Annotated in this window: 18 protein-coding genes; 6 read left to right on the top strand and 12 right to left on the bottom strand. The window is 49.0% G+C overall.

Annotated features, from left to right (window positions below):
• Together HHX48_RS10005 and HHX48_RS10000 are read right to left on the bottom strand one after the other, a co-directional pair.
• Positions 1 to 1,407 (bottom strand): sensor histidine kinase, encoded by a 1,407-nt coding sequence (locus tag HHX48_RS10005; RefSeq protein WP_191024679.1) that lies wholly within the window; start codon positions 1,405 to 1,407, stop codon positions 1 to 3.
• Entirely contained in the window at positions 1,404 to 2,588 is a 1,185-nt protein-coding gene (locus tag HHX48_RS10000) for an FIST signal transduction protein (RefSeq protein ID WP_191024677.1), read from the bottom strand. The genes HHX48_RS10005 and HHX48_RS10000 overlap by 4 nt, the downstream gene beginning before the upstream one ends.
• Before the next feature lie 221 nt (positions 2,589 to 2,809).
• On the opposite strand from HHX48_RS10000, the gene pepQ reads away from it, so the two are divergent.
• Positions 2,810 to 4,126, top strand: coding sequence for a Xaa-Pro dipeptidase (pepQ, locus tag HHX48_RS09995; RefSeq protein ID WP_191024675.1), 1,317 nt, complete (start codon positions 2,810 to 2,812; stop codon positions 4,124 to 4,126).
• Between the two features lie 69 nt (positions 4,127 to 4,195).
• A complete protein-coding gene (locus HHX48_RS09990; RefSeq protein ID WP_191024730.1) occupies positions 4,196 to 4,870 on the top strand; it encodes a ZIP family metal transporter in 675 nt (224 codons plus the stop codon).
• Between the two features lie 72 nt (positions 4,871 to 4,942).
• Here the strand turns inward: HHX48_RS09990 and ispB are convergent, their stop codons facing one another.
• A complete protein-coding gene (gene ispB, locus HHX48_RS09985; RefSeq protein WP_191024673.1) occupies positions 4,943 to 5,917 on the bottom strand; it encodes an octaprenyl diphosphate synthase in 975 nt (324 codons plus the stop codon).
• Between the two features lie 483 nt (positions 5,918 to 6,400).
• Between ispB and rplU the strand changes: the two genes are divergently transcribed.
• From rplU to folA, 4 genes are all read left to right on the top strand, one after another.
• Positions 6,401 to 6,712, top strand: coding sequence for a 50S ribosomal protein L21 (gene rplU / locus HHX48_RS09980; protein WP_018982928.1), 312 nt, complete (start codon positions 6,401 to 6,403; stop codon positions 6,710 to 6,712).
• A 15-nt stretch (positions 6,713 to 6,727) separates the two neighbouring features.
• On the top strand, positions 6,728 to 6,985 hold the full coding sequence (gene rpmA / locus HHX48_RS09975) for a 50S ribosomal protein L27 (RefSeq protein ID WP_139757395.1): 258 nt from the start codon (positions 6,728 to 6,730) through the stop codon (positions 6,983 to 6,985).
• A gap of 204 nt (positions 6,986 to 7,189) precedes the next feature.
• Positions 7,190 to 8,347 (top strand): Obg family GTPase CgtA, encoded by a 1,158-nt coding sequence (cgtA, locus tag HHX48_RS09970; protein ID WP_191024671.1) that lies wholly within the window; start codon positions 7,190 to 7,192, stop codon positions 8,345 to 8,347.
• Positions 8,348 to 8,371: 24 nt separating this feature from the next.
• On the top strand, positions 8,372 to 8,857 hold the full coding sequence (gene folA, locus HHX48_RS09965) for a type 3 dihydrofolate reductase (protein WP_191024729.1): 486 nt from the start codon (positions 8,372 to 8,374) through the stop codon (positions 8,855 to 8,857).
• Between the two features lie 182 nt (positions 8,858 to 9,039).
• On the opposite strand, the gene rpoS is transcribed toward folA, so the two are convergent.
• The 9 genes from rpoS to ftsB all read right to left on the bottom strand — a co-directional run bounded on the left by rpoS (position 9,040) and on the right by ftsB (position 15,545).
• A complete protein-coding gene (gene rpoS / locus HHX48_RS09960) occupies positions 9,040 to 10,026 on the bottom strand; it encodes an RNA polymerase sigma factor RpoS (RefSeq protein ID WP_191024669.1) in 987 nt (328 codons plus the stop codon).
• A gap of 69 nt (positions 10,027 to 10,095) precedes the next feature.
• Positions 10,096 to 10,968, bottom strand: coding sequence for a peptidoglycan DD-metalloendopeptidase family protein (locus tag HHX48_RS09955; RefSeq protein ID WP_191024667.1), 873 nt, complete (start codon positions 10,966 to 10,968; stop codon positions 10,096 to 10,098).
• 5 nt (positions 10,969 to 10,973) lie between these two features.
• Positions 10,974 to 11,555: a YqaA family protein gene (locus HHX48_RS09950; protein WP_139757391.1), complete on the bottom strand. Its 582-nt coding sequence runs from the start codon at positions 11,553 to 11,555 to the stop codon at positions 10,974 to 10,976.
• Positions 11,552 to 12,187 carry a protein-L-isoaspartate(D-aspartate) O-methyltransferase gene (locus HHX48_RS09945; RefSeq protein WP_191024665.1) on the bottom strand — a complete coding sequence of 212 codons (636 nt, stop codon included), beginning with the start codon at positions 12,185 to 12,187 and terminating at the stop codon, positions 11,552 to 11,554. The genes HHX48_RS09950 and HHX48_RS09945 overlap by 4 nt, the downstream gene beginning before the upstream one ends.
• Positions 12,188 to 12,227: 40 nt before the next feature.
• Positions 12,228 to 12,971: a 5'/3'-nucleotidase SurE gene (gene surE / locus HHX48_RS09940; RefSeq protein ID WP_191024663.1), complete on the bottom strand. Its 744-nt coding sequence runs from the start codon at positions 12,969 to 12,971 to the stop codon at positions 12,228 to 12,230.
• Between the two features lie 28 nt (positions 12,972 to 12,999).
• Positions 13,000 to 14,049 (bottom strand): tRNA pseudouridine(13) synthase TruD, encoded by a 1,050-nt coding sequence (gene truD, locus HHX48_RS09935; RefSeq protein WP_191024661.1) that lies wholly within the window; start codon positions 14,047 to 14,049, stop codon positions 13,000 to 13,002.
• Complete coding sequence (gene ispF / locus HHX48_RS09930) at positions 14,049 to 14,528, bottom strand: 2-C-methyl-D-erythritol 2,4-cyclodiphosphate synthase (protein WP_139757387.1); 480 nt, start codon at positions 14,526 to 14,528, stop codon at positions 14,049 to 14,051. The genes truD and ispF overlap by 1 nt, the downstream gene beginning before the upstream one ends.
• Before the next feature lie 4 nt (positions 14,529 to 14,532).
• Positions 14,533 to 15,252, bottom strand: coding sequence for a 2-C-methyl-D-erythritol 4-phosphate cytidylyltransferase (ispD, locus tag HHX48_RS09925; RefSeq protein ID WP_191024660.1), 720 nt, complete (start codon positions 15,250 to 15,252; stop codon positions 14,533 to 14,535).
• 2 nt (positions 15,253 to 15,254) lie between these two features.
• Complete coding sequence (ftsB, locus tag HHX48_RS09920) at positions 15,255 to 15,545, bottom strand: cell division protein FtsB (protein WP_191024659.1); 291 nt, start codon at positions 15,543 to 15,545, stop codon at positions 15,255 to 15,257.
• Positions 15,546 to 15,881 lie beyond the last annotated feature (336 nt).

The raw sequence follows: 15,881 nt of genomic DNA, 5'->3' as shown, positions 1-15,881 counted from the left end.
TTAGTCAGGTGCAACCGGTAGCCGTATCGTAAATACGGTGCCCCGGTTTTCTTCACTCTCTACACTGATATGGCCGCCCATAGCCTCAATGATATTCATTGAAATGTACAAACCCAGCCCGGTACCCTGGCCGGGCGGTTTGGTGGTATAAAATGGCTGGAAAATCTGCTCTCGCACCTGCTTAGACATACCCGGCCCGTTATCCTCAACACTGATGATAACCTGGTCGCTGAGACCGCCCGGGGCAGGAAGGACGCTGTTAATGCGCCTTGTTCTGATGTGAATCACGCCCTGTCCGCTGATTGCTTGTCCGGCGTTCATCATCAGATTGATAAGTACCTGACTCAACTTCCTGGCACTGCCAGCCACCGGCGGTACTTCACCCAGCAGAAGTTCAATATTCACATGATGCTTCAGCTCCGGATTCACCAGCGGCAGTGTATCTTCAATTGCCTGATTAACACAAAAGCGATCCTGGTCACCGACATCTGTCCGGGTAAAACTTTTCAGGCTGGTGGTGATATTCGCCACCCGGATAAGGCCTTCTTCTGACTCTTCACAGATATCGCAGATATCATCCAGCAACTGAGGAATCTGGTCTTGTTCATAGCGTGCCTGCAGGTCAGCAAGATCAGCCTGCGCCCCTTTTTCGAAGGTACGCTCCAGCGTTTTACAAAATTCAATAAGGGTGGGCACGGAGGTTTTAAGATAATCGATATTACTGGCCACAAAGCCAACCGGATTGTTTATCTCATGTGCGATGCCTGCTGCCAGTAAGCCGACAGAGGCCAGCTTTTCTGAAGCGATCAGCGATTGCTCAACCTGCTCTTTTTCTTTTTTCAGCTGTTCAGATGCCATGGCGAGTAGTCGTGCATTGACGCTTAACAGTGTCTGTTCGGTAAATTCTCGATAGCGTTTGGCAATCTGCACATGTTCGTCGGTATAAAATCCAAGTTCTTCATGAGCAAAAACAATGACACTGAGTTCATCCTTAACGATGAAGGGGCTCATCAGCAGGCTTTTGATGCGTGTATCTTTGGCCAGCGGCACATCGTGCCACGATGGGTGGCGGGCAACGTTGTACATTGCCAGTGTTTTGCCCCCGATAACCTTACTCAGCATTTCGCCAATTTCCCACTGCTGATCAACAATCTCGGCCAGTGTCGAGAAGCTACAGCGCAAGTGTGTCGCACTACAAGGCTCAAGAATAAGGCACGTGGTGTGTGGAATAATCTGACTGAAGTTTGCAAACATACGCTGATATAGCGCCTCAGGATGATCAGCGTCTAACACTGCTCTGACACCACGTAACATCAGTTCAGATTGATTATGCAGCGCCTGTGCCTGTTCTTTCAGGCGGTACACCAGATTCAGATTTTCAACAACTTCTTCGTACTTATCACTCATTGACTGAACGCCACCGCAGAGATCATCAAATTGCCATGCCGGTTATAACCATCCAGAAAGTGGCCCTGTTCACCAAATGTATACACGCCAAGGATGGGGATGTGAGTAAACCGTGTGGAGAGCGTATCCAGCATACGGGTCAACTGGCTTTCGATAGTAAACATACAGCCTGCGCAATACACCAGTAATACGCCGGCAGGTGTCGCATCCTGGGGCAGCAGGGAAATCGCGTTTTCTATCACTTTTTCGGCCCGCGCAATCAGACTGTCTTCACTGCCTTCCATCACGACCAGTTCGGCGCCCTGTTCAATGTCAGAAAACACCGACAGGCCCTGTTCAGAAGTAACGGTGTCCGGGTGACTCAGCAAATATTCAGCAATGCCACCGCTGTGACTGATTTTGCGGCCGAACGGGTGCAGGGTGGTCATAGCAAGAATCGACCCGCCGGACATTGCGGTTTCTATCTGCCCACCGGTGAGTCGGTTATAAACCAGTGCTGCCGGTTCATTATCCAGAGTTTCAATAATACGTCCGGTGGCTTTGGTCACCGTGCAAACATGGGGGCCAGGCCGGTAACCCGAGCTATAGCTAACACCAATGGGCGTGCCGGGAAACATCGTTGCCACGGTAATGTGATGATCAGAGCCGCCCTGATGCGCGCCGGTATACCAGGCGCCGGCTACTTCATTGTCAGCCATGGTTCCACCGAATACCGGTATTTTATCGCCCACTTCATCGGCAAGGCCCTTCAACAGCGTTTCTTCCTTGCCCGACGGAAAAATACAATAAATCAGTGACGGGGCCTCATACTGGGCACCACTTTCAGTTAACGCATGCTGTAAAGCAAGTTGGGCATCCAGCCGGGCTGTGCCTTCACTAACCGGCAAACTGGCACAGCCGTAGTTTCCGGTCTTGTCATGGAACAGCATAATGGCGAGATCGGCGCGGGCAGTGGCGCCTTGCGGGGTGCTAGCCAGCACACCGTTGGACGATGATGCCAGCATAAACGGGCAGGGCAGACGTTCAGATAACACTGTCCGGATGTGCGCCGCATCATGCCTGCAATTAAAATAAGCCACCGCCATGCTGGCGGTGGCTACTGAAGATAATGCGCTTACAACGCTGTCGACTAACGTATCGACATCATCATCAATGCCCCAAGAAACCTGTATTTCCATCATCTGTCCTGCCTGATTGCTGGTGGCTGAATTCGACCTGCGAGTTAACTATAGCCAAAAGTGCTGAAGATGTGTTGTATAAACCGGCAAGTTTAGTCTAATGGTGAAGGTCGTTTTACCGGTATGTTGCAGACGGCTCACGCCCAATTACTGGCAGTAATCCTGCTGTGAATGTTACAGTAGGCGTTACACATCCCTTTTTCAGACCAATTCAAAGAGGTTTTATGGCGAATTTTGAATCCACCTACAAGGCACACGTTGAAACATTGCAGCAGCGAACGGCAGAGGCGCTGCAACGAGAAGGATTAGATGGTCTGGTGATTCATTCTGGTCAGGGGAAGCGACTGTTTCTGGACGACAACCATTATCCTTTTAAGGTTAATCCACAGTTTAAGGCATGGGTACCGGTCGTGGATAACCCGAACTGCTGGCTGGTGGTTGATGGTAAATCCAAGCCCAAACTGATTTTTTACCGTCCGGTGGATTTCTGGCATAAAGTGCCGCCTGAGCCAAACGACTTCTGGACTGAACACTTTGATTTGGTGATGTTGCAACAGGCCGATGCCGTAGAAAAGCATCTACCCTACGATAAACCACGTTTTGCCTATATTGGCGAGTATATTGAGGTGGCTAAAGCTCTGGGCTTTGAAAATGTTAACCCGGATCGCGTACTGCACTATCTGCACTATCAGCGCGCCTATAAAACAGATTATGAACTGGATTGCATGCGTGAAGCCAACAAGCTCGCCGTGGCGGGACACAAAGCCGCTGCCGCTGCGTTTCACGAAGGAAAAAGCGAGTTTGATATTAATCTTGCTTACGCGCAGGCCAGTCGTCAGGGTGACAACGATGTTCCCTACAACAGCATTGTTGCCTTAAATGAGCATGCTGCCATTTTGCATTACATGCAGTGTGATATCGATGCACCGGCCTATAACCGCTCGTTTTTAATTGATGCAGGTGCAAACTTTCATGGTTATGCCGCTGATATCACCCGTACGTACAGCCGCGAAAACGACCGCTTTGCGGAGCTGATTGAACGGGTCGATAAAGTGACCGTTACACTGGGCGAGGCACTGAAACCGAACGTCGGTTATACCGATATACATCTGCTGGCCCATGATGGTATTGCACAGATTCTGCATGATGTCGGGCTAGTCAATCTGCAGCCTCAGGATATCGTAGAGCAGGGCATAACCCGCACCTTCTTCCCCCACGGTATCGGTCACTTCCTTGGATTGCAGGTTCATGATGTGGGAGGGCAGTTTAATGACGATCGCGGCACACCAAAGCCATCTCCCGATGATCATCCGTTCCTGCGTTGTACGCGCATGGTTGAACCACGCCAGGTCTTTACCATTGAGCCCGGTCTGTACTTTATCGATAGCCTGCTGGCTGATCTCAAATCTACCGAGGCGTCTAAATATATTAACTGGGATACCGTGGATTTATATCGTCCTTATGGCGGTATTCGTATTGAAGATAATATTATTGTTCACCGGGATAAGAACGAAAATATGACCCGGGATCTTGATTTGTAAGGAGCCCTCGTTTTGCCATCACCCGACGCACATGTTGTCTATCTGATTCTTATTGCGACAGTGGCGGGGATGGCAATGCCTGCCGGCGCCTTACTGGCAAAAATAGAAAATCTCCAGCCGCGCTGGCTTGAAGAAGAATTCCGCCACGGTGTCATGGCGCTCGGTGGTGGTGCTCTTGTCTCTGCCGTAGCGCTGGTGCTGGTGCCTGAAGGCACCAGGGAATTATCGACCTTACCCGCCGCTGCCTGTTTGCTGGGGGGCGCACTGAGCTTTATGGCCCTGGATCGTTATCTGGCAGCCAACCAGACCCCTGTCAGTCAACTGGCTGCTATGCTCAGCGATTTTATTCCAGAGTCAATTGCGTTGGGAACAGCTGCAGCCCTGGGTGGTAGCACGCTGCTTATTGGCGTGCTTATTACGGTTCAGAATCTGCCTGAAGGGTTTAATGCGTTTCGCGAAATGCGCGAAGCCGGGTCCCGCTCACCCAGGTCCCTGATTTTAAAGTTTACGCTGCTTGCCATGCTGGGGCCGGTGATGGCCTTGGTCGGCTATTTTTTTCTTGCCGACTTTTCCACGCTAGTAGGCGGTATCATGCTATTTGCGGCGGGTGGAATACTGTATTCGGTGTTTCAGGACATTGCACCGCAGGTCAGAATGCAAAATTCCTGGCTGCCCCCGCTAGGGGCAATTATTGGCTTTTTGATCGGCATGGTTGGTTATATGCTGGAAGGCGGGGCTGCCTAACCGAATACAAGCGCGTGCGAGCGAGAAACCGGTGACAGGCAAGGCTGACAATCCACCTTGCCTGTGAGGATGCTACTTTGTACGGGCGACCGACAGATGCGCCAGCCCAATCAGGGCCTCTTTATACGGGGAGTCCGGTACCGGGGCGAGACTGTCTATAGCAAGCTGCATTTCCTTCATGGCGCAATCCTGAGTATAGGTCAGCGCGCCGGTTTGCCCCATAATTTGCTGGATGCGCGACAGTTGAGGTAAGCCATTAGCCTTTTCAATGGCCTCTTTAATCAGTTCACTGTCCTGTGAGCTGGGTGCATTCCACATGGCATACAGCAACGGCAGCGTGGGCTTACCTTCAGCCAGGTCGTCACCCACATTTTTACCCATTTCTTCAGCGTCTGCTGCGTAATCAAGAATGTCGTCAGCCAGTTGAAATGCCGTACCCAGATGCTTGCCATAATCCTGCATGGCACGTTCCATTTCCTGCGACTGGTCGGTGAGAATGGCGGATAGCTGGGTGGCCGCCTCAAACAGGCGCGCCGTTTTGCCGTAAATGACATCAAAGTACCGCTTTTCTGAGGTATTGGGGTCGTTGCAATTCATCAGCTGCAACACTTCCCCTTCAGCAATCTGGTTTGTCGCTTCAGACAGGATCTCCATGACGCGCATTCGCTTGAGGCTGACCATCATCTGAAAGGACCGGGTGTATAAAAAATCACCTACCAGTACACTGGCCTGATTGCCGAAAATCGCATTCGCCGTTTCACGGCCACGACGCAGTGTGGATTCATCAACAACATCGTCGTGCAATAACGTTGCAGTGTGAATAAATTCGATGATCGCTGCCAGCGTATGATGGTCGTTGCTCTGTATATTCATAGCGCGCGCAGCAAGCACGCTCAGAAGCGGACGAAGGCGTTTACCCCCGCTGTTTACAATGTAAAAACCAAGCTGGTTAATCAGTGAAACATCAGAATCGACTTGTTGTTGTATCAGCTGATTGACCGCCTTCATATCATCAGCAGTCAGCGCCCGGATTTGCTCTAAGTCCATATGCATCGGCAAAAAATAAAGACAGGTATTTGGGTTTGCAGCCGATTGTACCTTAATCGCACGACACTGCCACCAGATTGTCTTAAAAAGCTGCGGATAATCGACTTCGCGGTTTGCTGTGTATGGAATCGATGAAAATCATGCTGTTTTTAAGGCGTTGAGATGATGAAAACATCGAACTGGTGCTTTTCATATATGTTGTTTAATCAGCCAGAATTGACAGGGATCGTTGAGCGATCATTTACCGATCAAAAAAATATAATGCTGTTTCGCCGCCGCTGATAAGTGAATTAACGCTGCACAAAGCACTGATTTTGTGCTAAATTCGCGCGCCAGAACTGTGAATTGTACGTCTACATGACCCCGGTGTGAAAAATAACCAAATTTTATGCGATGTGGGGTTGTGGTTAAAGCATGTTTCACGTATCATTCGCGCCCTGTTTTTTGAATTGAAGCGTCAAGTGACGCAGAGCGGAGTAGAATATGTACGCGGTTTTCCAAAGTGGCGGTAAACAGCACCGTGTGGCTGAAGGCCAGACCGTTCGTCTAGAGAAGATCGAAGTCGCGCCAGGCGAGACTGTTGAATTCGATAACGTATTGATGGTTAGTAACGGTGACGACGTTAAGATCGGCACCCCTTTAGTTGCTGGTGGTAAAATTACTGCTGAAGTTGTACAACACGGTCGTGGCGAGAAGATCAAAATCGTCAAGTTCCGTCGTCGTAAGCATTCCCGTCAGCAAGCGGGTCACCGTCAGTGGTTCACAGAAGTGAAAATCACTGGTATCAACGCATAAGAGGAGCACGAACACATGGCACACAAAAAAGCTGGTGGTAGTACTAAAAACGGTCGCGATTCCATAAGTAAACGCCTTGGTGTTAAACGCTTTGGTGGTGAATCTGTTCTTGCTGGTAACATCATCGTTAGACAACGTGGTACTCGTTTCCACGCAGGCGACGGCATCGGTATCGGTAAAGACCATACATTGTTTGCACTGCAAGACGGCAAGGTTCAGTTTGACGTTAAAGGTCCTAAGAACCGTAAGTTCGTAAGCATTGTAGCAGAATAAGCGCAAACGCTTTTTGCTTAAAAAGCTTTGAAAAAACCCCGCGCTAGCGGGGTTTTTTGTTTCTTCTCTTCCCCGTTGTGTATCAAATCCTGTCAATATCGTGATGCATGCCAGGCATTAGTGTAAACTTAGTATTCACAGACTGATCAAAGCATCACAGGTAACCTGTCTCACAGGCAAAACTGGAAACATCCGGAGTTATAAATGAAATTTGTTGATGAAGCTGAAATTCGTGTTGAAGCTGGCGATGGCGGCAACGGCGTAGTTGGCTTTCGACGTGAAAAATATGTCCCTAAAGGCGGCCCGGATGGTGGTGACGGCGGTGATGGTGGCAATGTCTATCTGGAAGCAGATGAAAACCTGAATACGCTGATTGATTATCAGTTTGAACGCTTTCATCGTGCTGAACGTGGTCAGAATGGTCAGGGCAGCAATTGTATTGGTCGTAAAGGGTCTGATCTGACGCTGAAAGTCCCGGTCGGCACGCGCGCATCCGATACTGAAACCGGCGAAACGCTAGGTGATTTGACCCGCCATGGTCAGAAACTTAAAGTTGCTCAGGGTGGTTTTCATGGCTTGGGGAACGCGCGCTTTAAAAGCAGCGTAAACCGGGCACCACGACAAAAAACCAATGGTACTCCTGGCGAAATTCGTAATCTGAAACTCGAACTCATGCTGCTTGCTGATGTGGGCTTGTTGGGTATGCCGAATGCCGGTAAATCTACTTTCATTCGCTCAGTTTCTGCAGCAAAACCTAAAGTGGCTGATTACCCGTTTACGACACTGGTGCCAAACCTGGGAGTGGTAAGACAGCATGCGCAACGCAGTTTTGTTATTGCAGATATCCCCGGTTTGATTGAAGGTGCGGCTGATGGTGCCGGCTTGGGTATTCGATTCCTCAAGCACCTTGAGCGTTGTCGGGTATTATTGCATCTTGTGGATCTGATGCCTGTAGATGGCAGCGATCCGTTGGAAAATATCCGCACTATCACTCAGGAGCTTGAAAAGTACAGCCCTAAGCTTGCGCAAAAGCCACGCTGGCTGGTCTTTAACAAGATAGACTTACTGCTTGAGGAAGAAGTCGAAGAACTGGTAGAGCGAATTACCAGTGAGCTTGAATGGGATGGTCGCGTCTATCATATCTCTGCGTTCCAGAAGCTGAATACCAGTGAGCTGTGTAACGAGGTGATGAAATTTATCGAAGATATGCCGGTGGAAGAAGTGGCAGAAGAAACCGATGAAGAGGTTAACTTTAAATGGGACTCATACCACAAGAATACACTGGCTGAGGCCGATGTTGATGATGACGATGACGACTGGGATGAAGACGACTACGATGTTGAAGTCGAATACCGTAAGTAAAGGTCGCAGGGCATGAAAGTAGCAATGATTGCCGCCATGGCTGCCAATCGTATTATCGGCGCCGACAATGATATGCCCTGGCATTTGCCGGCTGATCTTCGTCATTTTAAGTCGGTTACTATGGGTAAGCCGGTGGTCATGGGGCGCAAAACCTACGAATCGATAGGTAAAGCGCTGCCGGGCCGCCCGAACATTGTAATTACACGTCAGGATGATTTTTTGCCTGATGATGCGCATATCACCAATTCGGTTGATGATGCCCTGAAATTGGCTGAGCGTTTGTCAGATGCTACCGATGAGATCATGATTATCGGTGGCGGTAGTATTTACAGTGCTTTGCTTGATCGTGCTGACAAATTGTACCTGACATTCATTGACGCCAATGTAGAAGGCGATACGCAATTTCCTGATTACACAAGGTTGCAGTGGAAAGAAACCGCTTCAGAAGCGCATACACCGGATGAAAAAAATTCGTATAATTATCGGTTTGTCACGTTGGAGCGTGCTTAATCTGGTAAAAGATGCACCAGCCAGGTGATGGTTGCACAGTAAAAGCGCGTGGTAATAGAGATATCTCCAATGGATGCAATTCCGGTAATGAGTAATGCCTGAAGCCTCTTGCAACCCAAACAACAAAAAACCGCTTAGAATGCACTAAGCGGTTTTTTTATTCCGGATAGCAGGCGAAAGAACTATTCGCCCATATGCTCAAACAGGTTTTCAAGAGAAAGTCCCTGATGGCTAAGCATCTCACGCAGGCGGCGCAAGGCTTCAACCTGAATCTGGCGGACCCGTTCCCGCGTCAGACCAATTTCAGCGCCCACATCTTCCAGCGTTGAGGGTTCGTATCCCAACAAGCCAAAGCGTCTGGCCAATACTTCACGTTGTTTAGGGTTTAATTCTTCAAGCCAGCTTACAATATTCGACTTGATGTCTGAATCCTGCAGATTTTCTTCAGGACTGTATTCGTGCTGATCAGCAAGAATATCCAGCAGCGCTTTATCGTTTTCACCGCCTATCGGGGTGTCTACCGACGTAATTCGCTCATTCAGACGAAGCATCTTGGTTACGTCTTCTACGGGCTTATCCAGCGCCTTTGCAATTTCCTCAGCAGTAGGCTCATGGTCAAGCTTTTGCGACAACTCTCTGGCAGCACGCAAATAGACGTTAAGTTCTTTTACTACATGAATAGGCAGGCGAATTGTCCTGGTCTGATTCATGATAGCGCGTTCGATAGTTTGCCGAATCCACCATGTCGCATAGGTTGAGAATCTGAATCCGCGTTCAGGATCGAATTTTTCGACCGCGCGGATCAATCCCAGGTTACCTTCTTCAATCAGATCTAACAGCGCAAGACCACGATTGTTATAACGACGGGCAATTTTAACAACAAGGCGTAAGTTGCTGACAATCATACGCTTGCGAGAGGCTTCACAGCCTTTTAGCGCACGACGTGCAAAATGCACTTCTTCTTCAGCGGTAAGTAGTGGGGAAAACCCTATTTCACCCAGATATAACTGAGTGGCATCCAGGTTTTTGCTGGTTTCTTCCTGCGTAATGAAAACATCATTGCTGTCATCATCGCTAGTATCTAACATTTCATCTTGTACGACGATATCATCCATTTCATCGATATCTTCGTGAGGCTTTTGTGTCTTTGGGGTTTTTGTTTTTCCCATGACGGCATCTCCTGCGTAAATTTAATTACCTCAAATGTTCTCCTTTGTATCTCTTATTATTGTTTATTGTTATTTTGATCGCTGAGGAAGGTAGCGAAGCGGATCCAAAGATTTGCCTCTGTAACGAACCTCAAAGTGAAGCTTTACAAGGTTCGTGCCACTATCACCCATACTGCCGATCGTCTGCCCTGCTTTCACCCACTGCTGTTCTTTTACAGTGATCTGATCGTTGTGCGCATATGCACTTAGAAAACTATCAGTATGCTTAATAATTATTAAGTTACCGTAGCCTCTCAGGCCATTTCCGGCATAGACAACTTTCCCTGACGCCGCAGCTTTTATTGCTGTTCCCCTGGCCCCAGAGATTCCTATACCTTTTCTTCCGGATTCGTTCCGACTGAATGTGTCAATTAACTTACCTGATGCGGGCCAAACCCACTGTGCAACACGGTCTGGAAACTGTTTTCGCGACGTGTTTTTGACGCTTGGCGTCACGCTTTTGGCGGACTTAACCGTCTGGTTGTTAACATTATTTTTACGGTCACCATACGCCTGCTTCTTAGGTCGGTCAACTGTATTTTTTCGCTTCGATACTGAGGTCTGACCAGAAACGGTTGGTTTACTTTTTGTACGATAATTGGGCGCTTTTGCAACAGTTTTGGGCTGCGTCAGGCGCAGTTTCTGCCCGGGATAAATATCGTAAGGTGCTCGCAATCCGTTGTACTGTGCGATGTCCCGGTAATCCATATTCGCGTACCAGGCAATTGCAAACAGGGTATCGCCTGATTTAACAGTATAGGTATCGCCGGAATAGTGAAAATCTTTAGGATCTGGCTGGCTGTTTAATGTAACAACCGGGGCAGGGGTATGATCGGAAGCGCAACTGCTTAATAACAGCGCGCCCGACAAAACGAGCAGATACCACCAGATTCTGCTCAGCATCAGAATCAGCCTTTCAAAATAAAGTAGGCAGCGATGACCAGGCCGACGGCGATCCAGCCTAATATTTCGATATATTGTCGCAGCTTCTCTTCCATGGCTGCGCCGCCCCATTTCATTAGTGCCGCAACCAGAAAGAAGCGCGCACCACGACCAATGGCTGAGGCAATAATAAAGGGGATAATCGCCATTTGCATTACACCGGCGCTTATCGTGAAGACTTTGTAGGGGATGGGCGAAAATCCAGCAAGAAATACGACCCAGATACCGTATTCTTTAAACCAACCTGTGGCTTGCGCCATTTTATCGCCATAGCCTGCTGAAACAATCAGAGGCTCTATCCATGCCTCGAACGCAAAGTAACCCAGCAAATATCCGGCAATACCTCCAAGCACGCTGGCAAGCGTGGTAAGCATGGCGAAATACCATGCCCGTGAAGGCTGTGAAAGCGACATGGGTGCCAGCATGACATCAGGGGGGATAGGGAAAAACATAGATTCTGCAAAGCTTAGTCCGCCCAGATAACGACTGGCGTGTTTGTGGCGGGACCAACGAATAGCCAGGTCATAACAAGGCTGGAATATTTTCAAAGAAGATCTCCTTCGACCAGCGGGACGAAGCGTACAGATTCAACCGTTTTTGTCTGCAGCTCACCATCGATCCGATCGATACATAAAAGTTGTTGTTGTTCGTTACCCACCGGAATGATCAGCCGGCCACCGTCTTCGATCTGCGCCAGCAAATCATCAGGAATGCGGCTTGCTGCAGCGGTAACAATAATCGCATCGAACGGACCTTTTGATGCCCAGCCACGCCAGCCATCACCGTGTTTCATAGCAATATTATGCAAGTCCAGGTGATTCATCCGGCGTTTGGCCTGAAATTGCAGGCTTTTTATTCGCTCAACGCTGAAAACGTTATCGAATAATTGTGCCAGAATGGCAGTCTGATACCCCGACCCCGTTCCTATCTCCAGCACCTTCTTTGGCTGATTCGCTGCATCAAGCAGCAATTCAGTCATTCGGGCAACGATATAGGGCTGCGAAATAGTCTGACCCTGACCTATTGGCAGGGCGGTATTCTGATAAGCTTTGTGTTTAAGCGCATCGGGTAGAAACAACTCGCGCGGTGTGGCGGCAATCGCGTTAAGTACCTGCTGATTTCTTACACCTTCCTGGTAAAGCAATTCAGCGAGTGTCTCCCCTTTTCTCGACGTTCTCATTGCAGTATTCGTTTCCTGACGAAAAAACTAATTATAATTGTTATTTATCCAGCCAGTTTTTCATAGTTTCCAGGCTGTTGTGTGCAGTCATATCCACATCCAGCGGTGTGACTGAACAGTAATTATTGGCGATAGCGTGAAAATCTGTGCCTTCCGAAGCATCCTGCTCAGCGCCTGCCGGACCGTACCAGAAAATTGTACGACCAAACGGATCTTTGGTTTTTACCATACCTTCCGCACGATGCCGACGACCCTGACGGGTGACTTTTATGCCGTTAAGTGAATTATACGGCACATCAGGCACGTTCACATTCAGTATCTGATTAGCTTCAAGCGGATGCTGCTGTAATTTATCTATTATATCGAGCACGACCTGCGCGGCAGTTTCAAAATGGTTGCCCTCATGACTGGTCAGCGATACAGCGATGGCCGGCAGCCCCATGTAACGTCCCTCAGTGGCTGCAGCAACAGTGCCTGAGTAAATAACATCGTCACCCAGGTTCGCGCCATGATTTATGCCCGAAACTACCAGCTCTGGCTCGTCATCCATGAAACTGTTTACACCAACATGAACACAGTCAGAGGGCGTGCCGTTGACTGAGTAAAATCCGTTATCCAACTGCTGAATGCGAAGTGGCTGATGCAATGATAAGGCATTGCTGGCACCAGAGCAGTTACGGTCAGGGGCGATGACAGTGACATCATGCTTTTCATTCAGCGCGTTGAACAGTACATTTATGCCTTTGGCAAATACACTATCGTCGTTGCTCAGGAGAATTCTCATAGCGACTCCATAGTCAGTTATACATTAATTAGTCAGTGATAACGCACTCACGAAGAACAGACGTTGCAAAACATCCGCTGGGTAGCGAAAAGCAAACAGTAAATGTATCACCTTGCTGTTCCCATTCAAGATTTTCCGGCCATATTTTTATGCTACGACGTTCCTGCTTAAGCCCAGCCTTAGCCAGAAAGTCTGCTACCGGTTGAAACGCACTGACCACCTCGTTTTCAAGTGCCAGAGCATCTGCAGTCGTGGCCTGTTTTCCGGCCCCCCACATTGCTGCAGACGGACTCAAATCCTTAGTCTGATAGCGTTGCTGTACCGTGTGGTCCGATCCATCGTTAATGAAAAAGCTGTTTGAGCCTTTCAGAATCAGTGCATCGCCGGGTAGCACCTGGTCAAAACAGGATTTTTCAATCCGTGCGCTGAGCTGGCTATTGAATAAATGACTGCGTAGGGCAGATAAGGCCATGGAGCGCTTATTGCGGTTACGGATTGTTTCACCCTCAACCATGCGCGCAGCAAGAATCAGATTGCCCCCTTCCTGGCGTTCACCGTTTTCATCTGCACGTACTACGCCGAAGCGCTGCTCGCCAAAGTAATTAGGCACGCCATTATCTCTGACAGTTATCAGGCGCTCTATCAATGCATCGCTATCTTTTGTTTCGCGCAGCGTGATAGTAAACCGGTTTCCTCTAAGCTGACCGGTTTTAAGCTTTTTATTGTGACGTGTCTGACTAAGCACCTGTACGCCGGGTAAGGTAAAGCCACTGAAATCAAAGTCTGCTTTGCCCGGCGCATGCAGGCCAAACCACTGGCGGGTGAGGGCGTATTTATCTTTTCGACCCGCATAGGTCACACTGCGAAGCGGCAGCCCGGTGTATTTTGCCAGTGCCTCAGCAACAAATGCCGTGTTCGCATTGACCTTTTCTACCAGTATAAACTGATGCTCACCATCGCCGGACAGGGGATAACCCAGGTCCTCGACCACGACAAAGTCTTCAGCGTGCTGTTTAAAAAGCGCGATGGCAGTAGGTTCACCGTAAAGATAATGCCAGTGACTGGTTGAAAGCTTCATTAGCGGGCCACTTTATCTAACAGAACCACGGCGTGTGCCGCTATGCCTTCTTTGCGTCCGGCAAATCCCAGCTTTTCAGTGGTGGTTGCTTTAACATTTATCGCATCAGCGTCAACCCGACAATCCTGCGCAATATGTTCGCGCATCGCATCAATGTGCGGCGCCATTTTTGGCGCCTGTGCAACAATTGTCATGTCAGCATTGCCAAGTTTGTAGCCTTTTGCCTCAATCACTTTCATCACATGGCGCAGAAGCTCGCGGCTGTCGGCACCTGCGTAGGCATCATCAGTATCAGGAAAATGTTTGCCAATATCACCCAACGCAGCGGCGCCTAAAATTGCATCGCATAATGCATGTAGCAGCACATCGCCATCGGAGTGGGCTAATAACCCCTGTTCGTGAGCGATAGTCATTCCGCCAATGACTATGGGGCCATCGCCACCGAATTTGTGTACATCATAGCCGTGACCAATTCGCATAGTGCTACCTTTTATTCTGTTTGGATGCTTGTTCTGAAAGATAAAACGCGGCCAGCGGTAAGTCGGCAGGCCGTGTTATTTTTATATTGGCTGGATTGCCTTCGATTAATCTTACCTGATGCCCCTGAGCCTCCATGGCAGAGGCCTCATCGGTGATTGTTGCGCCGGCAGCGATCCCCTGTACCAGTGCATTGCGCAGCACGCCGGTATTAAAAAGCTGAGGGGTAAGTGCATGCCACAGATTATCGCGACACTCTGTGTGAGACACATTTAGTGCACCGGAACCGGTTTTCGTAGCGCGCTTCATGGTGTCGCGTACCGGGCTGGCAAGAATACCACCGGTCTGCGTATCATCACTGATCACACCCAATAGGGTGGTAATGTCAGCATGGGATAAGCATGGACGCGCAGCATCATGGACCAACGCCCAACTTTGCTCAGGTAGCGCTGCAAGCCCGTTTTGCACGGACGTTGCCCGATCGTGACCGCCGGCCACTACGGTAAGCCATTGGGCCTGGCTCACCGGTAATGTGCTGAAATATTCATCGCTTGGACTGATAGCAATGATAACGCGATGAATATCCGGATGGCTAATGAGCGTCTCAAGGGTATGTTCTAATATCGTTTTGCCGGCGATAGTCAAATATTGTTTAGGCCGGTCAGCCTGCATTCGGCTACCGATTCCCGCGGCCGGTACAACGGCGTAAATTTCTGGATGGTTCATAGTTACTGCTGTTCTGCGGGGAGGATCCGGTAGAAAGTCTCCCCCTCTTTTATCAGTCCCAGTTCGTTTCTGGCCCGTTCTTCTATTGCCTCAAGACCAATCTTAAGATCGCTGATGTCTGCCTGAAGCAGGGCATTACGCTGCTCAAGATTCGCGTTTTGCAATGATTGACGCTGCACGTCTTCTTTAAGTGCCATGTAATCGACAATGCTGTTTTTGCCAAGCCACAACCGATACTGCAATAAACCCAGCAGGACCAGTAATACCAGAGGCACCCATTTTTCCTTCAACACAGTAATAACCTGTTATTTGTCAGCGCAACGTCGTAGCCGTAATCGCCCGGGACAGATATGTCCTGACCGGTACATCTTTATCGTGCCAGTTTACATGGGCGCGGCACACATACCAACAATAAGCGCAAAAATCCGTATGAACAGAAAAATTTTTAAAAAGTTAATACAGTTATTCGACCTGAAATATTGGTATTTCATCGCTGATAATAGCGTTTTTGGAGCAGGCAACATGATGAGACGATGTGACCGAATTGGCTCAGATTTACACAATTAAAACCACTACAACCAGACATGAGAAAACCGCTTTTAGGATATACACGCGGTCAGAACCCACGA

The sequence above is a fragment of the Salinimonas profundi genome (assembly GCF_014750655.1).
GTDB lineage: Bacteria > Pseudomonadota > Gammaproteobacteria > Enterobacterales > Alteromonadaceae > Alteromonas > Alteromonas profundi_A.
Note: the sequence above shows the minus strand (reverse complement) of the source record. Positions and strands in the feature narration are given on the sequence as shown.

Excerpts from the sequence above, each read along its gene's own strand:
- rplU (WP_018982928.1), top strand. The coding sequence starts at position 6,401 with ATGTACGCGGTTTTCCAAAGTGGCGGTAAACAGCACCGTGTGGCTGAA.
- rpoS (WP_191024669.1), bottom strand. The coding sequence starts at position 10,026 with ATGGGAAAAACAAAAACCCCAAAGACACAAAAGCCTCACGAAGATATC.
- ispF (WP_139757387.1), bottom strand. The coding sequence starts at position 14,528 with ATGCGAATTGGTCACGGCTATGATGTACACAAATTCGGTGGCGATGGC.
- surE (WP_191024663.1), bottom strand. The coding sequence starts at position 12,971 with ATGAGAATTCTCCTGAGCAACGACGATAGTGTATTTGCCAAAGGCATA.
- HHX48_RS10005 (WP_191024679.1), bottom strand. The coding sequence starts at position 1,407 with ATGAGTGATAAGTACGAAGAAGTTGTTGAAAATCTGAATCTGGTGTAC.
- HHX48_RS09955 (WP_191024667.1), bottom strand. The coding sequence starts at position 10,968 with ATGCTGAGCAGAATCTGGTGGTATCTGCTCGTTTTGTCGGGCGCGCTG.
- rpmA (WP_139757395.1), top strand. The coding sequence starts at position 6,728 with ATGGCACACAAAAAAGCTGGTGGTAGTACTAAAAACGGTCGCGATTCC.
- folA (WP_191024729.1), top strand. The coding sequence starts at position 8,372 with ATGATTGCCGCCATGGCTGCCAATCGTATTATCGGCGCCGACAATGAT.
- cgtA (WP_191024671.1), top strand. The coding sequence starts at position 7,190 with ATGAAATTTGTTGATGAAGCTGAAATTCGTGTTGAAGCTGGCGATGGC.
- ispB (WP_191024673.1), bottom strand. The coding sequence starts at position 5,917 with ATGGACTTAGAGCAAATCCGGGCGCTGACTGCTGATGATATGAAGGCG.
- HHX48_RS09990 (WP_191024730.1), top strand. The coding sequence starts at position 4,196 with ATGGCAATGCCTGCCGGCGCCTTACTGGCAAAAATAGAAAATCTCCAG.
- pepQ (WP_191024675.1), top strand. The coding sequence starts at position 2,810 with ATGGCGAATTTTGAATCCACCTACAAGGCACACGTTGAAACATTGCAG.
- truD (WP_191024661.1), bottom strand. The coding sequence starts at position 14,049 with ATGAAGCTTTCAACCAGTCACTGGCATTATCTTTACGGTGAACCTACT.
- ispD (WP_191024660.1), bottom strand. The coding sequence starts at position 15,252 with ATGAACCATCCAGAAATTTACGCCGTTGTACCGGCCGCGGGAATCGGT.
- HHX48_RS10000 (WP_191024677.1), bottom strand. The coding sequence starts at position 2,588 with ATGATGGAAATACAGGTTTCTTGGGGCATTGATGATGATGTCGATACG.
- HHX48_RS09945 (WP_191024665.1), bottom strand. The coding sequence starts at position 12,187 with ATGAGAACGTCGAGAAAAGGGGAGACACTCGCTGAATTGCTTTACCAG.